This window comes from Nostoc sp. (assembly GCF_036917515.1).
Lineage (GTDB): Bacteria > Cyanobacteriota > Cyanobacteriia > Cyanobacteriales > Nostocaceae > Nostoc.
The window spans coordinates 29,643-49,082 of record NZ_JBALDE010000074.1 but is presented as its reverse complement, the minus strand read 5'-3'; the positions used below and the strand labels follow the sequence as shown (position 1 = coordinate 49,082).

Annotated in this window: 20 protein-coding genes and 1 pseudogene; 10 read left to right on the top strand and 11 right to left on the bottom strand. The window is 42.4% G+C overall.

The genetic code is table 11. The features are described 5' to 3' along the window. Positions 1 to 109: 109 nt before the first annotated feature. Positions 110 to 1,327, top strand: a pseudogene (locus V7K89_RS08970) (TonB-dependent siderophore receptor); the annotation flags it as partial. A gap of 469 nt (positions 1,328 to 1,796) precedes the next feature. Here the strand turns inward: V7K89_RS08970 and V7K89_RS08965 are convergent. Beyond that, a complete protein-coding gene (locus V7K89_RS08965; RefSeq protein ID WP_335186344.1) occupies positions 1,797 to 3,137 on the bottom strand; it encodes a serine hydrolase in 1,341 nt (446 codons plus the stop codon). A 362-nt stretch (positions 3,138 to 3,499) separates the two neighbouring features. Between V7K89_RS08965 and V7K89_RS08960 the strand changes: the two genes are divergently transcribed. Then, complete coding sequence (locus V7K89_RS08960) at positions 3,500 to 4,132, top strand: DUF1003 domain-containing protein (RefSeq protein WP_335186342.1); 633 nt, start codon at positions 3,500 to 3,502, stop codon at positions 4,130 to 4,132. Positions 4,133 to 4,169: 37 nt separating this feature from the next. On the opposite strand, the gene crtH is transcribed toward V7K89_RS08960, so the two are convergent. After that, positions 4,170 to 5,663 carry a carotenoid isomerase gene (gene crtH / locus V7K89_RS08955; RefSeq protein ID WP_335186340.1) on the bottom strand — a complete coding sequence of 498 codons (1,494 nt, stop codon included), beginning with the start codon at positions 5,661 to 5,663 and terminating at the stop codon, positions 4,170 to 4,172. A 330-nt stretch (positions 5,664 to 5,993) separates the two neighbouring features. Here crtH and upp point away from each other — a divergent pair, with 330 nt between their 5' ends. The 3 genes from upp (at position 5,994) to V7K89_RS08940 (ending at position 7,471) form a co-directional block, all read left to right on the top strand. Continuing rightward, a complete protein-coding gene (upp, locus tag V7K89_RS08950) occupies positions 5,994 to 6,644 on the top strand; it encodes a uracil phosphoribosyltransferase (protein WP_335186338.1) in 651 nt (216 codons plus the stop codon). A gap of 75 nt (positions 6,645 to 6,719) precedes the next feature. After that, positions 6,720 to 7,073, top strand: coding sequence for a hypothetical protein (locus V7K89_RS08945; protein WP_335186336.1), 354 nt, complete (start codon positions 6,720 to 6,722; stop codon positions 7,071 to 7,073). A 128-nt stretch (positions 7,074 to 7,201) separates the two neighbouring features. Further along, complete coding sequence (locus V7K89_RS08940) at positions 7,202 to 7,471, top strand: YggT family protein (protein ID WP_335186334.1); 270 nt, start codon at positions 7,202 to 7,204, stop codon at positions 7,469 to 7,471. A gap of 85 nt (positions 7,472 to 7,556) precedes the next feature. Here V7K89_RS08940 and V7K89_RS08935 read toward each other — a convergent pair whose 3' ends face one another. Both V7K89_RS08935 and V7K89_RS08930 read right to left on the bottom strand, forming a co-directional pair. After that, positions 7,557 to 7,988, bottom strand: a complete 432-nt coding sequence (locus V7K89_RS08935; RefSeq protein ID WP_335186332.1) for a biotin carboxylase — start codon at positions 7,986 to 7,988, stop codon at positions 7,557 to 7,559. A 198-nt stretch (positions 7,989 to 8,186) separates the two neighbouring features. Next, on the bottom strand, positions 8,187 to 8,408 hold the full coding sequence (locus V7K89_RS08930) for a Uma2 family endonuclease (protein WP_335186329.1): 222 nt from the start codon (positions 8,406 to 8,408) through the stop codon (positions 8,187 to 8,189). 86 nt (positions 8,409 to 8,494) lie between these two features. Here V7K89_RS08930 and V7K89_RS08925 point away from each other — a divergent pair, with 86 nt between their 5' ends. Together V7K89_RS08925 and V7K89_RS08920 are read left to right on the top strand one after the other, a co-directional pair. Beyond that, entirely contained in the window at positions 8,495 to 8,677 is a 183-nt protein-coding gene (locus tag V7K89_RS08925) for a hypothetical protein (RefSeq protein WP_335186327.1), read from the top strand. A gap of 198 nt (positions 8,678 to 8,875) precedes the next feature. Next, the gene (locus tag V7K89_RS08920; protein ID WP_335186325.1) at positions 8,876 to 9,517 is read left to right on the top strand and encodes a hypothetical protein; all 642 of its coding nucleotides are present in this window, start codon (positions 8,876 to 8,878) and stop codon (positions 9,515 to 9,517) included. Positions 9,518 to 9,555: 38 nt separating this feature from the next. Here V7K89_RS08920 and V7K89_RS08915 read toward each other — a convergent pair whose 3' ends face one another. From V7K89_RS08915 to V7K89_RS08900, 4 genes are all read right to left on the bottom strand, one after another. Continuing rightward, the gene (locus V7K89_RS08915) at positions 9,556 to 10,758 is read right to left on the bottom strand and encodes an alpha/beta hydrolase (RefSeq protein ID WP_335186323.1); all 1,203 of its coding nucleotides are present in this window, start codon (positions 10,756 to 10,758) and stop codon (positions 9,556 to 9,558) included. Between the two features lie 256 nt (positions 10,759 to 11,014). Beyond that, positions 11,015 to 11,662, bottom strand: a complete 648-nt coding sequence (locus V7K89_RS08910; protein WP_335186346.1) for a Uma2 family endonuclease — start codon at positions 11,660 to 11,662, stop codon at positions 11,015 to 11,017. Between the two features lie 318 nt (positions 11,663 to 11,980). After that, positions 11,981 to 13,546, bottom strand: a complete 1,566-nt coding sequence (locus V7K89_RS08905; protein WP_335186321.1) for a M16 family metallopeptidase — start codon at positions 13,544 to 13,546, stop codon at positions 11,981 to 11,983. A gap of 36 nt (positions 13,547 to 13,582) precedes the next feature. Beyond that, positions 13,583 to 15,277: a M16 family metallopeptidase gene (locus V7K89_RS08900; RefSeq protein WP_335186319.1), complete on the bottom strand. Its 1,695-nt coding sequence runs from the start codon at positions 15,275 to 15,277 to the stop codon at positions 13,583 to 13,585. 151 nt (positions 15,278 to 15,428) lie between these two features. Here V7K89_RS08900 and V7K89_RS08895 point away from each other — a divergent pair, with 151 nt between their 5' ends. Beyond that, on the top strand, positions 15,429 to 16,043 hold the full coding sequence (locus V7K89_RS08895; protein WP_335186317.1) for a TetR/AcrR family transcriptional regulator: 615 nt from the start codon (positions 15,429 to 15,431) through the stop codon (positions 16,041 to 16,043). 169 nt (positions 16,044 to 16,212) lie between these two features. Here V7K89_RS08895 and V7K89_RS08890 read toward each other — a convergent pair whose 3' ends face one another. Both V7K89_RS08890 and V7K89_RS08885 read right to left on the bottom strand, forming a co-directional pair. Beyond that, entirely contained in the window at positions 16,213 to 16,659 is a 447-nt protein-coding gene (locus tag V7K89_RS08890; protein WP_335186315.1) for a DUF4332 domain-containing protein, read from the bottom strand. 194 nt (positions 16,660 to 16,853) lie between these two features. Continuing rightward, positions 16,854 to 17,597: a class I SAM-dependent methyltransferase gene (locus tag V7K89_RS08885; RefSeq protein ID WP_335186313.1), complete on the bottom strand. Its 744-nt coding sequence runs from the start codon at positions 17,595 to 17,597 to the stop codon at positions 16,854 to 16,856. Positions 17,598 to 17,790: 193 nt separating this feature from the next. On the opposite strand from V7K89_RS08885, the gene V7K89_RS08880 reads away from it, so the two are divergent. Continuing rightward, positions 17,791 to 18,201, top strand: a complete 411-nt coding sequence (locus tag V7K89_RS08880; RefSeq protein WP_335186312.1) for a DUF29 domain-containing protein — start codon at positions 17,791 to 17,793, stop codon at positions 18,199 to 18,201. Positions 18,202 to 18,231: 30 nt separating this feature from the next. Here V7K89_RS08880 and V7K89_RS08875 read toward each other — a convergent pair whose 3' ends face one another. Further along, on the bottom strand, positions 18,232 to 19,038 hold the full coding sequence (locus V7K89_RS08875; protein WP_335186310.1) for a PhzF family phenazine biosynthesis protein: 807 nt from the start codon (positions 19,036 to 19,038) through the stop codon (positions 18,232 to 18,234). Between the two features lie 150 nt (positions 19,039 to 19,188). On the opposite strand from V7K89_RS08875, the gene V7K89_RS08870 reads away from it, so the two are divergent. Then, positions 19,189 to 19,440 carry a hypothetical protein gene (locus V7K89_RS08870; RefSeq protein ID WP_335186309.1) on the top strand — a complete coding sequence of 84 codons (252 nt, stop codon included), beginning with the start codon at positions 19,189 to 19,191 and terminating at the stop codon, positions 19,438 to 19,440.

The following is a 19,440-nucleotide window of genomic DNA, read 5'->3' as shown; positions in this document are numbered from 1 at the left end:
GGTTCTATTCGCAATAAACAGAGGTTTTATCGCCAGGGTTTGAAAGCTATGTCACTTATACAGCAAGCTCTTTAGCTCCCCTGTCGCCCCCTGAACTCTAAACCATAAGTTTAGCGATAATTGGCAAATTCGTAACAATATCGCTGTCTCTCTTAATGATATCAAACGTGACAATCGAGCTTATGCTGGCGCACTAGAAGGCGATCGCTTTTTGACAGGCTTTACATACGATGGGGGGGATAGTGGTTATGAGTTCAATAACTATTTTGGGCAGATTGACTTACTTGGGAAGTTTACTACCGGATCGATTGCACATCAACTCTTAGTGGGCTTCGATGCCAATCGTAATGTTGTACCCAGCGATCCAGGAGGATTTTCCAGTAACGATCTGCCTCCTCTAGACCTTCTTAACCCAAACTACGATGTTCCAAAACCCGATTCTGAATTAAGCTTTCAAGGCAGCATTGGCACAACTCAATCTTATGGGGTCTATCTTCAGGATCAGGTTGCATTTAGTGACAGCCTGAAACTTCTAATTGGTGGTCGATATGATTGGATTTCATCTGAGAGTAACACATTTGGAGACGGAATTGATGCAGCAGTAGAGAATAATGGTGCTTTCAGCCCCCGCATCGGCTTGTTGTATCAACCCAGCGACACGGTTTCTCTCTATGCCAGCTACAGTCGCTCTTTTGTACCAACCGCAGGACGCAGCGCAAATGGTGAACTGTTTGAGCCAATGAGGGGAACCCAGTATGAAGTCGGCGTTAAAACTGACTTTCTCGACGGCAAGCTTTCGACTACCTTGGCAGCCTATCATCTCACTAAAACAAATATTACAAATACCGATCCTAATAACCCTGGGTTTTCTATTCAAATCGGGGAGCAACGGAGTCAAGGGATTGAGTTGGATATTGCGGGTGAAATTTTCCAAGGGCTGAAGGTGATTGCCTCTTATGCCTACACCGATGCCGAAATCACCGCAGATAACAGGTTTGCAGTTGGCAATCGATTGGGTGGCGTACCAGAGAATCAAGCTAGCCTCTGGACAACCTATACAATTCAAACGGGAGATTTAGAAGGTTTGGGATTTGGTCTGGGATTGTTTTATGTGGGTGAGCGAGAGGGAGATTTGGCTAACTCATTTCAATTAGATAATTACTTGCGTACCGATGCAGCAATTTATTACCGCAGAGGAGGTTTTAAGAGTGCGATCAATATTCGTAATCTATTTAATATTGACTATGCAGATGCTTCCTACAGCAGAGTCGGTATCAACAGAGGTGACCCCTTGACAATCGTTGGCTCCATCAGCTGGGAGTTTTAACTTGTGCTTTGTGTTAGTTATTCGGTTGGTCGTGCAATCACCAACGAACTAGGCAACGGTGTAAAAGCGCGTGTAAAAAATTAATCTACTTTCGCAGTTTTTAGGGTCAAAATCCCTCTAGGCTTATTTACAATCAACTGCATGATATCGAACCACAGAGACCCCATCAAAGTTCAGGTAGTTTCTCTCCCACATGAAGGGGAATGATAAACTCTTTGCTGTCAATAACCCTCTTTTATCACTCTCGCCAAAGTATAATTAAGTGCGATGTCTACGACGGACTATGCCTACGCAAAAACTCTTCACCTTCGATCAACAATACTCCATTATCCCATAGTGTATTTCACTCAAGCAGGAACCGTCATATAGCATTTCTATTTGATTTGTGAGAATTGCAACCCACATATCCCCGACAACTTTTACGAAGTCGAGGATCTTGTTTCTCACGAATGATTCAGGATCGCATCTCCTATCTTGTAGTATTATTAGGCGAATCAACCGAAGCAACTGGGTTCAGCTGATTCAGGTAATCGTAAACTAGTTGGGAAACTTGACGAATAAAGTCTCTCCCTCTGGTGTCCTTATAGGGACGGGTAACGAAGATGGCGGCCAAGTAGCGCTTACCATTGGGCATAGTAACAAATCCCGCATCGCCAATGAGAAAGCCGATATCTCCAGTTTTGTTGGCAATGACTGCACCTTTTCCTAAACCAGCAGGAAGCAGTGTGTGAATTGTGGTGTGACGCAGAATATCTAAGGCCTGCTCCCGACTTTGTAAAGAAACTAGCTTGTTATTCACAACTAAAGCCAGCACCCGCGCCATATCTTGAGAACTTGTGGTATTGGTTCCTCTCAAGTCAGCTAAAAGATGGCGAATTACTGTGTCTTTCAGTCCCCAACTACGGAAGCGCTGATTTAGTTTTGCCGCTCCACCTAAGCGATCAATAATCATGTTGGTAGCGGTATTATCACTGATGGTAATCATCTTAGTGATAGTTTCCAAAGCTGTGTACTTCTTCCCAACTCGCTCATACTGCATAATTCCAGAACCATTAGTAACTAAGTCACGCCGCATAGTCAGGTTTTCCTGAAGGGTGACTTTACCAGCATCTAAATCCTGAAAAAAGGCGATGAGAATTGGCAGTTTGATTGTACTAGCAGCTGGAAAAACGCGATCGCCTCCAATATCCAAATAATCCCCAGTATCCAAATCCAGAAAAAACATTCCTGTTTTCAGAAAACTGTAGCGACTCATTAAGGTTTTAATTTGAGGTTCCAGCGCTTTCATCGGTGAATGCATTGGAACCACGCCAGCAAAGAGAGTACTATTATCATTCACTCTTGGAGCAATACTCGGAGTTATCTCTAGATATTGCGGCTGGGTTGTGGCCAATCGTATTGGCTTGGGTAACTGCACAGACCAATGATTGGAGGATTCCTCTTGCAGTTGTACCTGTGCTAAATCAAAGGTATAACCGGGTGCTAAAGTAACTACCATACGGGTAGTCTCTACATTAAACTGCTCGATACGAATTTCTTTAATAACTAACCCCACTCTTTGATTAGTCTGTGGATATCCTAGTGTAACTCCAGGTAAATCAATTACCAGACGGGTAGGGTTAGTAAATAGTTGCACTTTGGGTTGAACATTTTCATCTGTGGTGAAGTCCAGATGGTTGCGATTGCTGTCAAAATGCCAATTTGCGATCGCAGCATTAGCTTTGACAGTGGAGCCAAAGAGGAGCAAGCTTAAGAAACTGGGTAGAAGCCAGCTGAATTTTACAATATTTTCTTTGTATGTGAGTAGCATCAGCGATCGCTTTGTGTGTGAGGAAGATTCTTAAAAACAAAAACCGCCCACCATTAAAGCACAATTATGAAAAATTTTGTAAATTGCAGTGAGAAAGGTACGGTAAAGAATCAATCAAATCGATTTTGAGCGTGGCGTAACCTACCGCATACACGCACGAATGCATTTGCGTATCGCGGCTGATGACTGAAACTTGATGCTGTGATTTTGTTTCAAAATCTCTACTCAATTTGATAACAATCGCAATCTACCAATATCTGTCTATAGGTACTTTCATCTTTCTTTTCTACCTAACAGTATACATCTATACTTAAAACTTAAGTTATTTAATTAGAGGAATCAGTAGTAGAAAAAAACTATCCATGTTCTCCCAAGATAAACCAAATCCAAAAGATTCACCACAAGTATCACCTTCAGCACCTTGCCCAACCATTTTACCCACTGCTCCATTACCGGAAGAGATTAGTCAAAATATCGAAACTATTATTGCACTGCACAGACGTTATGAAAAAGATATACCTAGACATCAACGGGTTGTAGAAACAGTAACAGCCTTTTTTGGTCGTCCGGCATTCCTGTATAGCATCCTATTAGGAATTATTCTGTGGGTAACACCCAATGTTTTACCACGACGTTTAGGCATATCAAGATTCGACCCTGCACCGTTTTCTTGGCTACAATTTTCACTGACCGCAGGTTCCCTGTTAGTAACAACAGGGGTGTTGATTAAACAAGAGCGCCAGGAAAAATTAGCAGAGCAAAGGGCGCAACTTAGCCTTCAGCTTAACCTGCTCTCTGAGCAGAAAATTGCGAAACTTATCGCCTTAGTTGAGGAATTACGCGAAGATATTCCCAATGTCAAAAATCGCTCTGATCAGCAGGCCGAAATAATGAAAGAAGCTGTTGATCCGCAAGCAATACTGAATGCGCTAGAAGAAACTCTAGCATCAGAGTTAGCTAATTTTCAGAACCAAAAAGTTGCAGAGCCGGAGTAGGAAACCTTACCATTGTGTTAGAAAAAGTACTATAATTTTAAAATCCTAAATCTACGGCAATGCGGTGGGCGCAAGCAAACCCAGAAAAAGCAACTGCATTCAACCCTTGACCAGGAAAGGTACTATCTCCTACACAATAAAGTCCTGAAATAGCTGTGCGATTAAAGGGCATATTCAATAACCCCCATAACTTACGTCGGGGAATTGGCCCATAAGTGCCATCCTCACGACCCAAAAAGCGGCGATGGGTGCGCGGTGTCCCCACCTCCAGATAATCCAATCCGGCATCTAAACCAGGAAAAATCTTCTCTAGGCGGTCAATAATTCGCCAAGCCGCCTTTTCTTTATTCGCTTTGTACTCACTGGGAGAAAGTTCTTGCCAATCCTCAATCCAGTGAGGTGTGAAGGCATGAATGATCTGATATCCATTTGGTGCTAAATCTGGGTCAAGCAATGTGGGAATCGAAACAAACACTGTGCCTTCTGCTGCTGTCATCTTTTCCCAGTCTTCCAGCAAAATATGGTGACACTCTGTCCCCACAGGTAAAACTGACTCCTTGACTCCTATATGCAAACTCAAGAAGCTTGGAGATTTTTGATAGTTTTGTTGCCATTTTTTCTCATTATGTGGCATTTCTTCTGCCGGTAGTAATTGTGTAAATGTATCCCAGCGTGTAGCATTAGAAACTATACGTTTACCCTGGTATACTTTACCATTAGCCAGTTGCACACCTACGGCTTTTCCCTGATCTGTGAGAATTTTTGTTACTCTAGCTTGGTACTGAATCTTACCTCCAGCTTTCTTTAGACCTTGCACCAGTTTTTGAGCAATTTGTCCGACCCCGCCTTTAGGATAGTTAACTCCACCATAATGTCTATCAGAAAAGACCATTCCAGCATTAATCATTGGTGTCATGTCTGATGGAACTACCGACCAGCAATAACATTCCATATCGATAAATTTCAATAATTGCGGGTCTTTGATGTAACGCCGTGCTACATTCCCGGCATTTTGGGGCAGATACTTAGCTAAACCGAGACACGCTAAAGGATGCTGGAAAAATACGCGCAGTAAATACCGAGGTTCTTCCAACGACAGCAAATCCATGCTGTTGAGACACTTGAATACTTTTTGGCATTCGTCATAAAAGCGACGAATCCCTTGTTCTTCGTGGCAAAAATGAACAGTAAGATTTTGCAAAAATTTTTCATAAACCCGGTCAACCTTCAGGTCTAAACCTTGGGGTAGATGATAGTGAATCTGTACCGGATCTGCGATCGCTTCTAGGCTGACATTTACACTTGATAATGCACGAGTAAGTAAGTTGGTTGTACCGTTCTGTCCCAACCCAAAAATCATTGATGCGCCAACATCAAATCGATAGCCTTGGCGTTCAAAATAACCAGCGCTACCACCTGGAATCAAATAACGTTCCAGTACCAGCACTTTCGCTCCCTTCGCCGCTAACTGGGTCGCTGTTACTAATCCGCCAATCCCAGACCCAATCACGATCGCATCAATATCTTGCATTTTAGTTATTAGTCATTTGTCATTAGTTATTCTCCCCCATGCCCAATCCCCAATGCCCAGTGCCTAATCCCCAATGCCCAGTGCCTAATCCCCAATCAAAAAAAAAAGAGGGACGAGCCTGCTACTGCTGGCTAATCCCGTCTGCCGATCCTTAAAAGAGAGGAGAACACTATATAAGAATATAGCCTTGATTGAGAATTTATGTCAACTATTAATGAAAATTTTTATCAATAAAATTGAGATTGTCAATTTTAAGCTGTCAGCCGGATGCAAGAAAGAGTATTATGGTGTTTCAGTTGTTATACAATAAAAAGGCGCCTATTTCTGGCTATGACGCTACAATTGCGCGTTTATGTTCCACCCCATCCCCTGATCAAGCACTGGTTAGCAGTTGCCCGTGATGCAGGCACGCCTTCAGTATTGTTCCGCAGTGCCATGACTGAGTTAGGAAGATGGCTAACTTATGAAGCTGCACGAGACTGGTTGCCGACTCAAGAAACAGCAGTACAGAGTCCCTTAGATACCTGTCTAGCAACGGTGATTGATCCGCAAGTGCCTATGGCAGTAGTGCCGATTCTGCGGGCTGGGCTAGGATTACTAGAGGGGGCGCAGACTTTACTGCCTTTAGCATCGATTTACCACCTTGGTTTGGCGCGAGATGAAGAGACACTGCAACCTCATTGTTATCTGAACAAATTACCAGAAAAATTTGACCCCCAAACACGAGTGTTGGTTACCGATCCAATGTTGGCAACCGGAGGGTCTATTATGGCGACAATGGCAGAATTAACACAACGGGGTGCTGACCCAGCCCTGACGCGGATAGTTTGTGTAGTAGCGGCTCCACCAGCTTTGCAAAAATTGAGTGAAGCTTATCCAGGTTTAATAATTTACACCGCGACAATTGACGAAAAACTGGACAGTAAGGGATATATTGTACCGGGATTGGGAGATGCAGGCGATCGCATCTTTGGGACTTAAGCTAGTATGCAGCTAGGGCAGAAAAATAGCATAACTACTGTAAAAGTTGCAAGGTTTGTTCAAGGCGGTAAAGATATGAGTCAGCGAGATGGTTTTGGCAGTGGCTTTTTAGCAGGGGCGTTTGTTGGTGGTGTATTTGGCGGTGTTATCGGGGCACTGATTGCTTCTCGACGCGAGCCAGAATTGTTAGTAGAAGAGGAGACAGAACTGACAGATAGCCAAGGCGAAGCTAAGAAAATAGCAGCAAAGCGGCGTCAGATGAAAGCCTCAGAAAGTGAAAGCATCGGCATAGAAACGGCGAGGCGATCGCTAGAAGATAAAATTGCCCAACTAAATGCCACAATTGATGAAGTGCGAAAGCAACTGGGAAATGTTAATGGCGGTTCACCCCAAGCAACCAATGACCGCTCCCTCACTAAAGACTCCTGAATTTTGTTCAGGCGTGGTGAAAGAGTCAAGTGTGGTAAACGTGGAATCCGCAAACCTTTTGACTTTGGACTAAATTAAAATTAAAAGATAAGACCGCGTTTGACACCTAGTAGGAAACAAAGCTATCCATGAGTTTACTGATTACGACACTAATTACCTTTGTCACCTTTTATAGCTATTTGCTAATTATCCGGGTTTTGCTAACCTGGTTCCCGACAATCAACTGGTATAACCAGCCATTTGCCGCTTTAGCCCAAATAACCGATCCTTATCTGAATCTATTTCGCTCAATTATTCCCCCATTGGGCGGAATAGATTTTTCGCCGATCTTAGCTTTCTTAGCACTCAATCTAGTTAGTGGGCTTCTGAGTGCCATTCCAGCTAACCTGCCCTTATAAAAAGATTTTGATTACTACCTTGGTAAAGAATTGTGTAGAGACGTTAAGTATACAAGCGTCTCTACAATTTTTTATGAATTACGAATTACCTACGCACTTGACCACTAAACCCGGCAGCCTTGAACTGTTTTAGCTTCAACGGAGTAGGCTGATTTGCAGGTACAGAAATTCTCAATTCAAAATCGCTAATACCTGGTGGCACCTCGGTAATAGAGCCTAACCGGGTGCGGTTTTGCATCACCGAGTCATTATTGGCATCATAGATGCGTCCAAAAATATCTGCGTCGTAGACTGTTTTATTAGTGCCATTTTCTGCTTTGCCAACGACAAGAAAACAATTGGCAGCAGCGCTACCACTACTGATAACAGCGCCTTGTGCTAGTTCTGATGGACAATCTTTATAAGAGACATCAAATAGTTTAATCTGTGTCAGGGCTACAGCTGGGGGAACAATCACCCACGATAGAAAGGTAATCAGACATGAAATAAAAACGACCGTGAGCGAACGCAACCGCATAAAAGACCCCGTGATTTAATTCAATAATTATTAACTGATAACCTCAGCTTACAACATACCCCTACTCTCTATTCTCTACTTCCCTGATTAATTCGCCACTGCAAATATCTACTCCACGAGCAATTCCCAATCAGGTACTATATCTGATGCAATGGTTGCCATACCTTTCAAGACTGTATCTTCATACTGTCCCTCCACCTACTTGCAAACAGTGATTTGTTTTAACTCAGGATCGACAATCCAGTATTTAGTAATGCCTCTAGCTGCATATTCCGTGCGCTTGTAACGGTAATCGCGGCTGCGGTTCTCGGTTCGGGGACTGACGACTTCAACCACCAGCGTAAACAGGGGCATATCGCGGGTAATCAGATTGCAAGGACTGCCAATCAAAGCTGCTTTCAATTCTTCTGTATGCACCACTAGATCGGGTAGGCGACAGGTTGCTCACCGTCCACTAACTTCAACTTCAATGTCCTTGTAAGCCAGCAAGATAATAGGAAAACGCTTTGCCAACTCGAATAATAGAAATCTGGCTATATCACAATTTTCCTGGCTCTCAGTTGGCATTTCTACTAGCTCTCCATCCACTAATTCATAAGGGGTATCAGTGTGATCGTCATAAGCCAGAAATTACTCAAAAGTCAGGAATTTTGTGGAATGCTGAGTTTGAGTCATGGCAATTTTCCTAACTAGGTTATAAATAGGTCAACACTAGAAAATACCAAGCCGATGCCAACAACTCAGGAGACAGGAGACAGAATCAAGTTTTCTCCGAATATTAGGCATCTTACATTTAATTATGTCTATATTTAACTACAGGGTGATTGGAGACTTGAATTTAACATTTGTAATAATTAGGAGAATAAGCCCTCAATTGCTATGAAATTATGACTCCAGATGAGATTGAAGTAGCTATGTTCGCAGCCTTTAATGATTGTGATGCAGCAAGCTGTCCTCTCACTGACACGCAAAAACAGATATTACTGCAAGTGGTCGAGCAAATTCAGGGAAATTCTACCTCTGGAATATCAAATATTGCTAATCCTCTAGATGAACTTACCCCAGAAGAGTTAGAAACATTTTTACAATTTGTTAAGGATGAAGAACAACGCAACCGTACTTGGAAAGTGCAATTACTCAACGACTGGTTGCTAGAAAAGGACTCTGGAACGGTACAGTTTATTCGCCAACGCTATGGTTTACAGTGGTTGAATCGTGTTGAGTCATATCATTTTGATAAGTATTCTTATTTTGAGGATGCACTAAAGTTAAGAGTAGGCGATCGCATTGAAGTTTCCAATGCACTATGGGAATGGGTGCAGGAGAATGGGCCTTGTAAGCGGGAGTGGTTTGCCTGTATGGTGATTAAGGTCGAGGAAATTAGCGATGTCTACGATGGGCTACGCCTACGCGATGATTCCTCTACTAATTGCGTCGTCCGCTTCTTTAATGGCGCTGAGTATGAGATTCAAGGAATGTATGAATGGAATCGCTATAATTGGCGCTGGCCTCAAAAAGGTAAGGAGTGATGAGTTTTTAATACTTTTGAATGAGTCTAGGAATAAAATCATTGCCTGAAAAACGCCCAAGCCAAAAACCTCTCGGTGTAATACAATGCTAATTGATTGCTCACACCGTTGAAAACAGCATCAAAAGCGTGTTCTGCCCAAGGAATTTCTAGAAAAACCGCAGTATTGCCAGAGTCATGTAAACTTTCATACATCTGTCTACCAAATCGCGCTTCTACTAAATGGTCGCGACTACCGTAAATTAATAAAGTTGGCGGTAAAGGATGTGTTAGGTAATTTATCGGGGAAGCAATTTGATACTGATTAGGCAATTCTTCTAAAGAACCACCAAGAAATGCTTTTAAAACAGCGCGGGTATTTATAGGATCGGGATTTGGTGGTGTTTTATATCCTTCAGTTAAGTTAACAGGCCCATAATAGTTCACCACAGCGCGAATCGGTGGTGCATCGGGTTGATAAGCTGCTAGCATTGCTAGATGTGCCCCAGAAGAACGTCCTAAGAGTACCATATGTTCTGAATCGGCTTCATATTCAGCTGCATGTTTGCAAATAAAATTCAAGGCTGTACGCACATCATCTAACTGAGATGGAAACTGATATTTAGGTGCATGTCGATAGTCGATCGCAAATACTGTATATCCATGATTAGCAATATATTGATTAAACTCAGAATTGGCATGAGTATTGCCATATTGCCAAGCTCCACCATAAATTACTACCACTACTGGATATTTGCCTACCTCTGGAGGTTGATATACTTCCATTTTTAAAGACAATCCTCCAGGAGAAGCAAAGAGAATATCTTTTTGATAACGCATTTTACCTAATGCAATACCCCGAAAGAAATTAACTAAGTTAAAAGGATAGGTTTGCATCTTAGCCCTTACTTGAGATGGAATTTGCTCTAGATAATTTGCTCCCAACCCTTGTTTCATCACTTTAGCCATCTGCATTTGAGTTGATGGGATATTCACTAGCACCCATCCACAAATTAGCAATCCAATTAAACTGAAAACGCAAACTAAACGTTGTAGTTGACGGCGACAGATATAGAATAAAGATAGCAATAAAAAGAGCAAATTTAATAATAATAACCAAGGACTGACTTCTGGCGCTCCTACTGCTAGCGTGAGTAGGAACATATTCGGAGCAGGAAGAATAATCCAAGCACTAAGAAATAGACTAGCAAAACAGAGTAATAATACAAGCAATGATAAAAATATTTGAGGTTTAACAAACATAGATTAAAATACGGTGATAATGACTTCAAAGAAGTACAATTTATCCGCTCATACTAAGGTTGGCAATAGTTATACAACATAATTCAGGAGTCAGAGGTATAGATGATTAGTCTTTCAAGATGCGATAAATCGTGTCTCTACATCTGAGTTTTTGGTTTATTAAATGTATTGCCTTATACCTAAATTAAAAACTTAGCTTGTGTACTTCACTAACTTGAAATCCACTGTATGTTGTGAATTATGGTAATAGCATAATTTATTGCTGTTGTATCTGTTTTTGTACCCAAATCCGAAAAGCTTTGAGCGTTGCATTTCTACCTGCTGTTGTACTTTGCTCCAGATATTGGGGAATCGCTTCAATTAATGAGAATAGAGGAAAATTTAGGCTTTGCTGAGATTCTACATAATGACCATTTTGTAGAATATTAATTTGGAGATTTCCTCGATCAAAACGCCAAAGCTCAGGCACTTTTAGCGCTTCATAAATATTAGGGTGAGTACGAGAAGTAATATCAATTTCTAGAGCTAAATCTGGAGGAGGGTCTACTGCTAAATCTAGCCGCTTCTTGCCGCGAATCTTAGATTCATTTTTTATATAGAAACACTGATCGGGTTCTATACCTTGAGCCATTGCTTGGTTTTTGAAAGTGGTAGAACCAAGGCTAATGAATTCAGTACTCAACTCTTCTAGAAGCGCTTTGACTAAATCACCAATAATTTCTTTGTCATATTCATGTTCTGGCAGTGGTGCCATAATCTCCAGCATTCCCCGGTCATAAGCAATTCGTGCTGCTCGGTGTTCCCCTAAATCCTCTAGAATTGTTTCCAATTCCTGCCAGGTGACATCTCGCAGTAGCACTCTTTGTCCTGGTGGAACGTGGATGCGCTTTAATTCCAACAACATCATCTCCACTCCCAGTAGTTGAAACCTAAATTTAGCTTACTCTAATTGACCTGATAGGAGCGACAATTTTTGCTGCTTCATAGAAGTGTATGCTGGAGCGATCGCTCCCAAAAAGATTAATAGAGTAAAAAAAACCTCTGGAGTTCCCAGAGGTTTTGGTTCCTGATTTAGTTTCTACTTATTACTCCAATTTGTCCTGAGTCATTTCCTGATAATGGAGAAAATTATTTTAAAAACAAGATCCCCGATTGTCTAAGAAATCAGGGATATGAGCCTTGCGATTTTATTTGGATATTGAGTGTCTACTCATCTACGCTATTAATTCTTCGCCTGTGGCTGCGAACCAGGAATTGTGACATCTATTGGTGTCACCTGTTTAGCTAACTGTGTCAATGGCGGTTGAATGGCGGTTTGATTCCCCACTACTAAAGTCACAATCTTTTCTGGCTTGAGGTATTCTCGGGCTACCCGTTGGACATCAGCAGCCGTGGTGGCGGCGACAGCTTTTTGATAGCGAAAGAGAAAATCAGCAGGATAGCCGTAATATTCGTATCGCATCAATCGTGATAAGGTTTGGCTGGGGTCTTGAAAGTTGAACACAAAGGAGTTGAGTGTAGACTCTTTAGCATAAGCTAGTTCTTTTGCTGTCACTCTTTGAGTTTGGGTGCGCTTGATTTCAGCTTGTAAGGCTTTGACAAACTGGACAGTAGCATCCGATCGCGTTTCTCCACCAGCGATAAATATGCCAGGATAATCGTAGCGGGGACTCCACTGGCCGTAGACAGAGTAAGCTAAACCTTGACGCGATCGCAATTCATTAAATAAGCGTCCACCAAATCCATTTAACACTCCATTCAACACATCCAGCGCTGCATAATCGGGATTATCGAAACGCCCGCCCAAATGCCCGATAAGCACACTACTTTGCGTCAGTTGTGGCTGATTGACAAAAAAGACTCCACCTGTATTAGCTGGTGAAACCTTTGGTAGTGTGGGTTTAGCAATACCTGGGTTACGTTGCCAATCGCCAAACTTAGCTTGAATGAGCGATCGCATTTTCTTACTCTCAAAATCCCCCACAATCCCCAAAATTATATTATTGGGGTGGAAATATTGCTGATAAAACTTGAGCAAATCCTCACGCTCAACCTTATCCACCGTTGCATACTCTATCGTGCGAGCATAAGGGCTATCTTTCCCATAGAGCAATTTCTTAAATTCTCGATTAGCAATCCCATCTGGATTGTCATTACGACGGGCAATGCCACCTTTAGCTTGTGTCTTAGCCAAGTCTAGCTTTTCTTGAGCAAATACAGGCGATCGCAGCACCTCAGCAAACAGTCCAAACACCGTTTCTAAATCTTCACTGAGTGCGTCAAAGCTAGCACTACCAAAAGCTTCACTAATACCAACTTCCACAGATGCTGCCCGTTGTTCTAATATCTCGTTGAGTTCATCAGACGAATGGTTCTTAGTTCCTCCAGTTCGCATTACCCCGCCTGTAAAACCAGCCAACCCAACTTTCTCCATTGGTTCCAAGCGATTCCCTGTCCGTACAAACGCTGTACCATTCACCAACGGTAACTCGTGATCTTCCATTAAATACACTACCAAGCCATTTTGCAGCACAAACCGCTCATACTTGGGTAACTTAATCTCAGGTAGCGATGGTAGCTGCAATTCTGTATAATGTTTCGCCTCAGCCGTCGCCGCCAGAGAAAAATTACAAGTTAAAAGTAAGCACGCAAAAACAGCAACCAAAGCATAAATCAGCCCCTTTACATTTTGGATTTTAAGCCTTACCTTTGGTGCGCTGACAGCGCAACTGAGGTTTTTGATTTTAAACACCATCCGCCTTTTACCCTTTATTTTGTGCCTCTGCATACTGTTTTCCTTAGCGTCCTTCGTGGTTCTTTTCTCTTAAGATTGTTTCGACAACAATTTACCAATCGTGCGATTTTCTGGAGTAAACGTCTCCTTTGCCACTCGCACAATATCAGCCGTCGTCACCGCTGAAATGTCATCCAACTGCTTAAACAAATTCCGCCAAGAGCCAGTTTTCACCTCATATTCCAATAATTGTTGAGCCATGCCCATATTGGAATCGAGAGTACGTAATAAACTCGCCCGTGCTTGGGTTTTCACCCGTTGCAAATCAGCCGCCGCTACAGGCTCAGTTTTTAATTTGTCAATTTCTTGACTTAAAGCCACCGCCAACTCATCAACTGTATGACCAGGAGCTGTGAGAGCATAGAAAAAGATCAAGTTTGGGTACTTATCTCCAGGAAATCCACTGTAACCTTGAGCATTTAGCGCCAAACGTTGCTTTTCTACCAAAGACTTATATAGCCGCGATGTGCGCCCATCACTTAATAAACTGCCAATGATTTCATAGACGGCATTATCTGGATCGGTAATTGCCGGACGATGATAACCTTCTAAATACAAAGGTTGAGAAGGTAGTTGTACCATAACTTCCCGTGTTTGTTGTTGTGGCGGTTCTACCGGGATTTGTTCAACAGCTTTGGTTTTGGCTTGAAAACGGCCAAAATAAGTTTGCGCCAGTTTTTTCACCTGAGTGGGATTGACATCTCCGACAATGGCGATCGCTAAATTACTTGGTACGTAGTGAGTATCAAAAAACTTTTGGACATCTTCTGGTGTCAGATTGCGGATATCTTCGTCATAACCAATCACTGGACGCCTGTAGGGATGGGCTTTGTAAGCACTATCGATAAACTTTTCCACCATCAATCCAATGGGTGAATTCTCCACCCGCATCCGTCGTTCTTCTAAAATTACATCTTTCTCTTTATAAAACTCACGACGAATTACCGGATCGAGAAATCGCTCTGACTCCAACGACATCCAAAGTTCTAGCTTATTGGCAGGAAAGCTGTAAAAATAACGAGTGGCTTCGGTTGAAGTATTGGCATTTAAACCCACGCCTCCCGCTTGTTCGACAATTTGCCCTAATTCATTTTGCTTAACGAGCTTGCCTGCTTGCGATTCCACTTGCTCAAACTCAGTTTGTAACCGAATAACCTCAGCTTTTTTGCCATCGGCTTTCGCTGTTTTAATTTGAGCATTCAACTGCTCTAAGGTATCTAGTAGCGGTTTTTCTTTTTTGTAGTCTTGTGTACCAATGCGCGTTGTGCCTTTAAACGCCAAATGTTCCAGAAAGTGAGCTACACCAGTTTTACCATCTGGCTCATCCACACCACCCACATTCGCATAAGTAAGAAAAGAAACCACGGGTGCTTGATGTCGTTCCAAGACAATGAATTTCAAACCATTGTCGAGGCGAAACTCTGTTAACTGCTTAATAACTCGATCGAGATAAGGTTGGATTGAACTTTCAACTGGCGGAGTTTGAGTTTTGGTTTCTTGAGGAGGTGCTGTCTGAGTTTGAGCTAGAGCGACTTCTGGCAGTAATACCCACGAGAAGATAATTAAAGTTAACAAAGTGACAAATAACCGCCGTAATATGACAGATACTCGATCTGAGCAATCCAAAATCCCCAATCTTTCGACACAGACGTTTGGCGATCGCTCTGTCAAGCCGCACTCACGACGAAGTATAAAATCCAAAATTGACCGATTGCTCTGGTTCATAAGCAAAAATTAAGATAAAGTGACATTACCTAAATAACAGGATACTTAGTAATAAGAGCCTTAATCTTGTATTAAGCTTTTTGGGCTTTTTGTACTTGACGTTAGACAATAATGCTACAAGTCCTGTTCCGGATATTTCACCATAACTGTTATGCGAGTTTTTAATTCTTCCCCACCCTCAGAGGCTCAGACGCGTACCCGGATTTTACAGGCAGCACAACGGTTGTTTGCCTCTCAGGGATTTGACGGTACTACTACCCGTGACTTAGCACAAGCAGCAGGTATAGCTGAAGGTACTCTATTTCGTCATTTTCCGAATAAAAAAGCAATTTTGGTGGAATTAGCCACGAGTGGCTGGGTAGAGATTCTTACAGATTTGCTCACAGAATTAAGTGAAATGGGCAGCTATAAAGCCGTAGCTCAGGTGATGCGCCGTCGGATGTGGAATTTCCAAAAAAATGCCGATTTGATGCGTGTTTGTTTTATGGAGGTGCAGTTTCACCCCGATTTGCGCGATCGCATTCAATTAGAAGTGATTACTAAAATGACTGATGTGGGTGAAGCATTCTTTCAAACAGCGATGGATAAAGGTATTTATCGTCAAGGGGACGCGAAACTAGTTGCGAAAGTTTTCTTAGGAATGTTTGCGATCGCAGGTTTTTCTAACAACACCCTCATCGAACCTGATGCCTCTCCCCAACAAATGCAGGAAATGGCCGAAGGACTTGCTGATATCTTTCTTAATGGTGTTTTAGCTAAAGATTAGGGAATTGGGCATTGGGCATTGGGCATCAAGAAGAGAAAAGGGAGAGGGGGGAGACAAGGAGAGAAGTCTGAGCGCCGGCTTCCGGCGTTGGCGTAGCCCGCCGTAGGCATCAGAACTTCGGAGAGGGATTTGTTCAATAATTCCCCCTTGTCCCCTGCTCCTTTGCTCTCTACTCAGCACTCAGCACTATTTTCGCTTGCTGACTCCACTGTTGTACTAGCTCAATTGCTGGACACAAATCTCGGCGCTGTATCGTTGCTACCTGCAAGCGCATAATTTGTTGGTGCAATCTGTGAGTGGGAGTTTGAGCTAACTGCACTACAGAACCAATACCTGCATGAAGCAATAAACCACAATATTGTGTCCCGACACTGGGAATACGCGCCAAGTCAGCTAAAGCCATCCATTTATTTACATATTGAAGATGAATCTGTAGTTTATTTGCTAACACCAGTCTTGACTCTAGAGTTTTACCTTGTTTGACTAAGGTTACTGTGCTAGTAATTCCACAATTTTGAAGTTGAGATTGTTCCTCATGGCTCAGTCCAGGTAATTGCTCAATTGGCCAATCACGAGATTGGATAGTAGCTCTACTATCTTTGTGTTTAGCAGACATTTTTGAAATAAAAATATAGGCTTGTTTAAATATTGTGACAGTTGTTTCTTCGCAAAAGTACACTCTTACGGTTTAGTGTTTGTATTGACGTGCAATTTTAACTCAATCTTCTGCAATACGATTGTTTCGCCTGACAATGCGATTGTTTCGCCTGACAATGCGATTGTTTTGCCTGACAATGCGATTGTGCCGCGCTATTTTAGGCAGGTAATGCCTATCATATCGGGATAGTCAATGTAATCCTGCCAGAACTCGGAGCCAAATTTCTGTATGCCTTTGGGACAGGCTATTGGATGGTGCCAGCGGATCTCTTTAAAACCAGCACTCATCAAGGCCCATTCATAAGTCGCTTGGCTAAGGTAGTAGTTATCAATATTGATAGACTCACCATCATCAGGAATGCTCAATGTTAAGGTTATGGGAGTACCTTCCTGGAGCGACTGGGCACATTTTCTAGCAATGCCATATTTCTGATGTTTATGATAAAACTCTGGAAGCAGTTCTAAATTATTGTTCAAACTGACGAATCGACCATCAGGTTTCAGATGAATTGCTATGGCCTGACACATTTCAAGTAGTTGCTCTTTAGTTGAAGCGCAATTGAGCAAGTAGGAGACTACCACAAGATCGAAGCTGCCAATAGAACCAATTTCCATGACATCACCGATGATATATTCAATATTAAGTGGAACAAAGGCTTCTTCAAGTTTTGCCAATTTGATCATTTCTGAGGAAATATCCACACCAACCAAACGTGCAGCGCCATTCTGTTTGAGCAAGCGTGTGAAAAATCCTTCTCCACAAGCTAGATCGAGGATTGATTTTCCGGCAACATCTCCGATTAAATTTAAGTATGTATATGCCTCACCATACAAGCGATAAGGCAATTTGTTAAGTTTTTGAAACTGGAGAGCTATGCGATCATACTCGGCTGCCATTTTTTCACCTCACTTGCAAGTTTTTTATTAAAGGATGTCTGAAAAGTTAAATTCCACACCTGCCACCTCAGGATCAATAGTTCAAAGCGCGTTACGGCTCGTATGGCTAAAAAGATGCGATCGCTTCCTTGACGTTAAAATGGGCGTAAAGTATCTCCAATTTAGGTAGTATACGGTAGATTGCAGCAAGCTCATGACCCAGATTCCGAAAAGCGCAGCCCAGTTGTATGAAACAGACTTTGCAGCATGGACAGAAAAAACTGTACAACTCATTCGTGCTGGACAATTTGCACAAGTAGACTGGGATGCTGTGATTGAGGAGATTGAAAGCTTGGGACGGTCAGAACGACGAGAGTTGAAAAGCCGCTTGGAAGTATTATTACAGCATTTGCTCAAGTGGCAACATCAGTCTAGTTTGCGGAGTGGCTCTTGGCGAAATACTATTGATGAGCAGCGCTACAAAATTGCAGATTTACTGCAAGAGAGTCCCAGCCTCAAGTCTTATCCAGAAGAAGTTTTAGCTCAGTGCTATCATCGGGGATTGAAAGCTGCTAGTAATGAAACTGAACTACCAATAAATACGTTTCCTGCGGAATGTCCGTGAGTTTTTGCCGGATATTATTGATTTGTAATATTAGGTTAATGTAGTAAATAACTCCCCTCGCAGCACAGTTATCGCTTGTCCCGCGAGAAAGACGCGATCGCCCCCGTCATAATACACCTTCACGACTCCACCGCGATTGGATGCTTGATAAGCCAAAAACTCATTTTTGTGCAAGCGATCGCACCAAAAGGAAGCAAGACAGCAATGAGCCGCTCCTGTAACTGGGTCTTCATTAATACCTAATCCCGGTGCAAAGAAGCGAGAAACGAAATCATATTGAGAATCAAAGTCAGTGAGACTGGTGACAATGACCTCAGAAATCGGTAACGTTTTAAGTAGTTGAAAATTAGGCTGTATTTGCCGTACTAATTCTTCAGATTCCAATTCCACTAGATAACCTAGTGAATTCTGCAAGACAGATCTGTAGGGTACACCCAAAGCTTGCTTGAGTTCTGGAGGGGCGACTGTTGCTTGTGAGTGATTCACAGGAAAATCTAACTCAATCCACTCACCTTGCAACTTAGCAATCAGCACTCCACTTTTGGTATAAAAACGTGCAACTTCATCAGGTGATAAATGTCCCTCTGACCAAAGTACATGAGCACTAGCTAAAGTTGCGTGACCACAAAGTGGCACTTCCACCGTGGGCGTAAACCAACGCAGATTAAAGCCATCATCCTGTCTGACTAGAAAAGCTGTTTCAGATAAATTCATCTCCTGCGCCACGTTTTGCATCCAGCGTTCATCTTGAGGAGTAGGCAAAACACAGACAGCAGCCGGATTACCTGCGAAAGGTGTATTGGTAAAAGCATCAACTTGAGTAATGATTTGTCCCATTAGATAGAGTCACCTTGAAAGTTAGAAAGCAATATATTTATCAGTAGCAAGGTGCAGAAGCATAGCGTGCCGTGCCCCCACTTGTTTAATGAGAACCACTATATACAGTACCTTAGAAATTAGGAATACAATCTCCAAAAACTAGAGTCAATGTTAAAGCAAACCGAAAACGTGAGGATAAAAATCTTCAGAAGCATCTTTGCTGCTGTCAACTTAACGCTAATTTCTGGAGGATTAGTTAGTTGTGTTGTTGAAGCACCGCAGCCACCTGCACCAACTGAGCAAGAAAAACCAGTCGTACAACCTAACCAACAGCCTCAGCAGAACGACAAAGATGACAACGATAAAGATGGCGATCGCAAGGATGATAAAAACGATGACGATAAAGACGATAACGACTAA

Excerpts from the sequence above, each read along its gene's own strand:
- V7K89_RS08885 (WP_335186313.1), bottom strand. The coding sequence starts at position 17,597 with ATGGCAGCCGAGTATGATCGCATAGCTCTCCAGTTTCAAAAACTTAAC.
- V7K89_RS08875 (WP_335186310.1), bottom strand. The coding sequence starts at position 19,038 with ATGGGACAAATCATTACTCAAGTTGATGCTTTTACCAATACACCTTTC.
- V7K89_RS08880 (WP_335186312.1), top strand. The coding sequence starts at position 17,791 with ATGACCCAGATTCCGAAAAGCGCAGCCCAGTTGTATGAAACAGACTTT.
- V7K89_RS08965 (WP_335186344.1), bottom strand. The coding sequence starts at position 3,137 with ATGCTACTCACATACAAAGAAAATATTGTAAAATTCAGCTGGCTTCTA.
- V7K89_RS08940 (WP_335186334.1), top strand. The coding sequence starts at position 7,202 with ATGAGTTTACTGATTACGACACTAATTACCTTTGTCACCTTTTATAGC.
- V7K89_RS08890 (WP_335186315.1), bottom strand. The coding sequence starts at position 16,659 with ATGTCTGCTAAACACAAAGATAGTAGAGCTACTATCCAATCTCGTGAT.
- V7K89_RS08910 (WP_335186346.1), bottom strand. The coding sequence starts at position 11,662 with ATGTTGTTGGAATTAAAGCGCATCCACGTTCCACCAGGACAAAGAGTG.
- V7K89_RS08935 (WP_335186332.1), bottom strand. The coding sequence starts at position 7,988 with ATGCGGTTGCGTTCGCTCACGGTCGTTTTTATTTCATGTCTGATTACC.
- crtH (WP_335186340.1), bottom strand. The coding sequence starts at position 5,663 with ATGCAAGATATTGATGCGATCGTGATTGGGTCTGGGATTGGCGGATTA.
- V7K89_RS08905 (WP_335186321.1), bottom strand. The coding sequence starts at position 13,546 with ATGCAGAGGCACAAAATAAAGGGTAAAAGGCGGATGGTGTTTAAAATC.
- V7K89_RS08960 (WP_335186342.1), top strand. The coding sequence starts at position 3,500 with ATGTTCTCCCAAGATAAACCAAATCCAAAAGATTCACCACAAGTATCA.
- V7K89_RS08900 (WP_335186319.1), bottom strand. The coding sequence starts at position 15,277 with ATGAACCAGAGCAATCGGTCAATTTTGGATTTTATACTTCGTCGTGAG.
- V7K89_RS08915 (WP_335186323.1), bottom strand. The coding sequence starts at position 10,758 with ATGTTTGTTAAACCTCAAATATTTTTATCATTGCTTGTATTATTACTC.
- upp (WP_335186338.1), top strand. The coding sequence starts at position 5,994 with ATGACGCTACAATTGCGCGTTTATGTTCCACCCCATCCCCTGATCAAG.
- V7K89_RS08870 (WP_335186309.1), top strand. The coding sequence starts at position 19,189 with ATGTTAAAGCAAACCGAAAACGTGAGGATAAAAATCTTCAGAAGCATC.
- V7K89_RS08945 (WP_335186336.1), top strand. The coding sequence starts at position 6,720 with ATGAGTCAGCGAGATGGTTTTGGCAGTGGCTTTTTAGCAGGGGCGTTT.
- V7K89_RS08920 (WP_335186325.1), top strand. The coding sequence starts at position 8,876 with ATGACTCCAGATGAGATTGAAGTAGCTATGTTCGCAGCCTTTAATGAT.
- V7K89_RS08895 (WP_335186317.1), top strand. The coding sequence starts at position 15,429 with ATGCGAGTTTTTAATTCTTCCCCACCCTCAGAGGCTCAGACGCGTACC.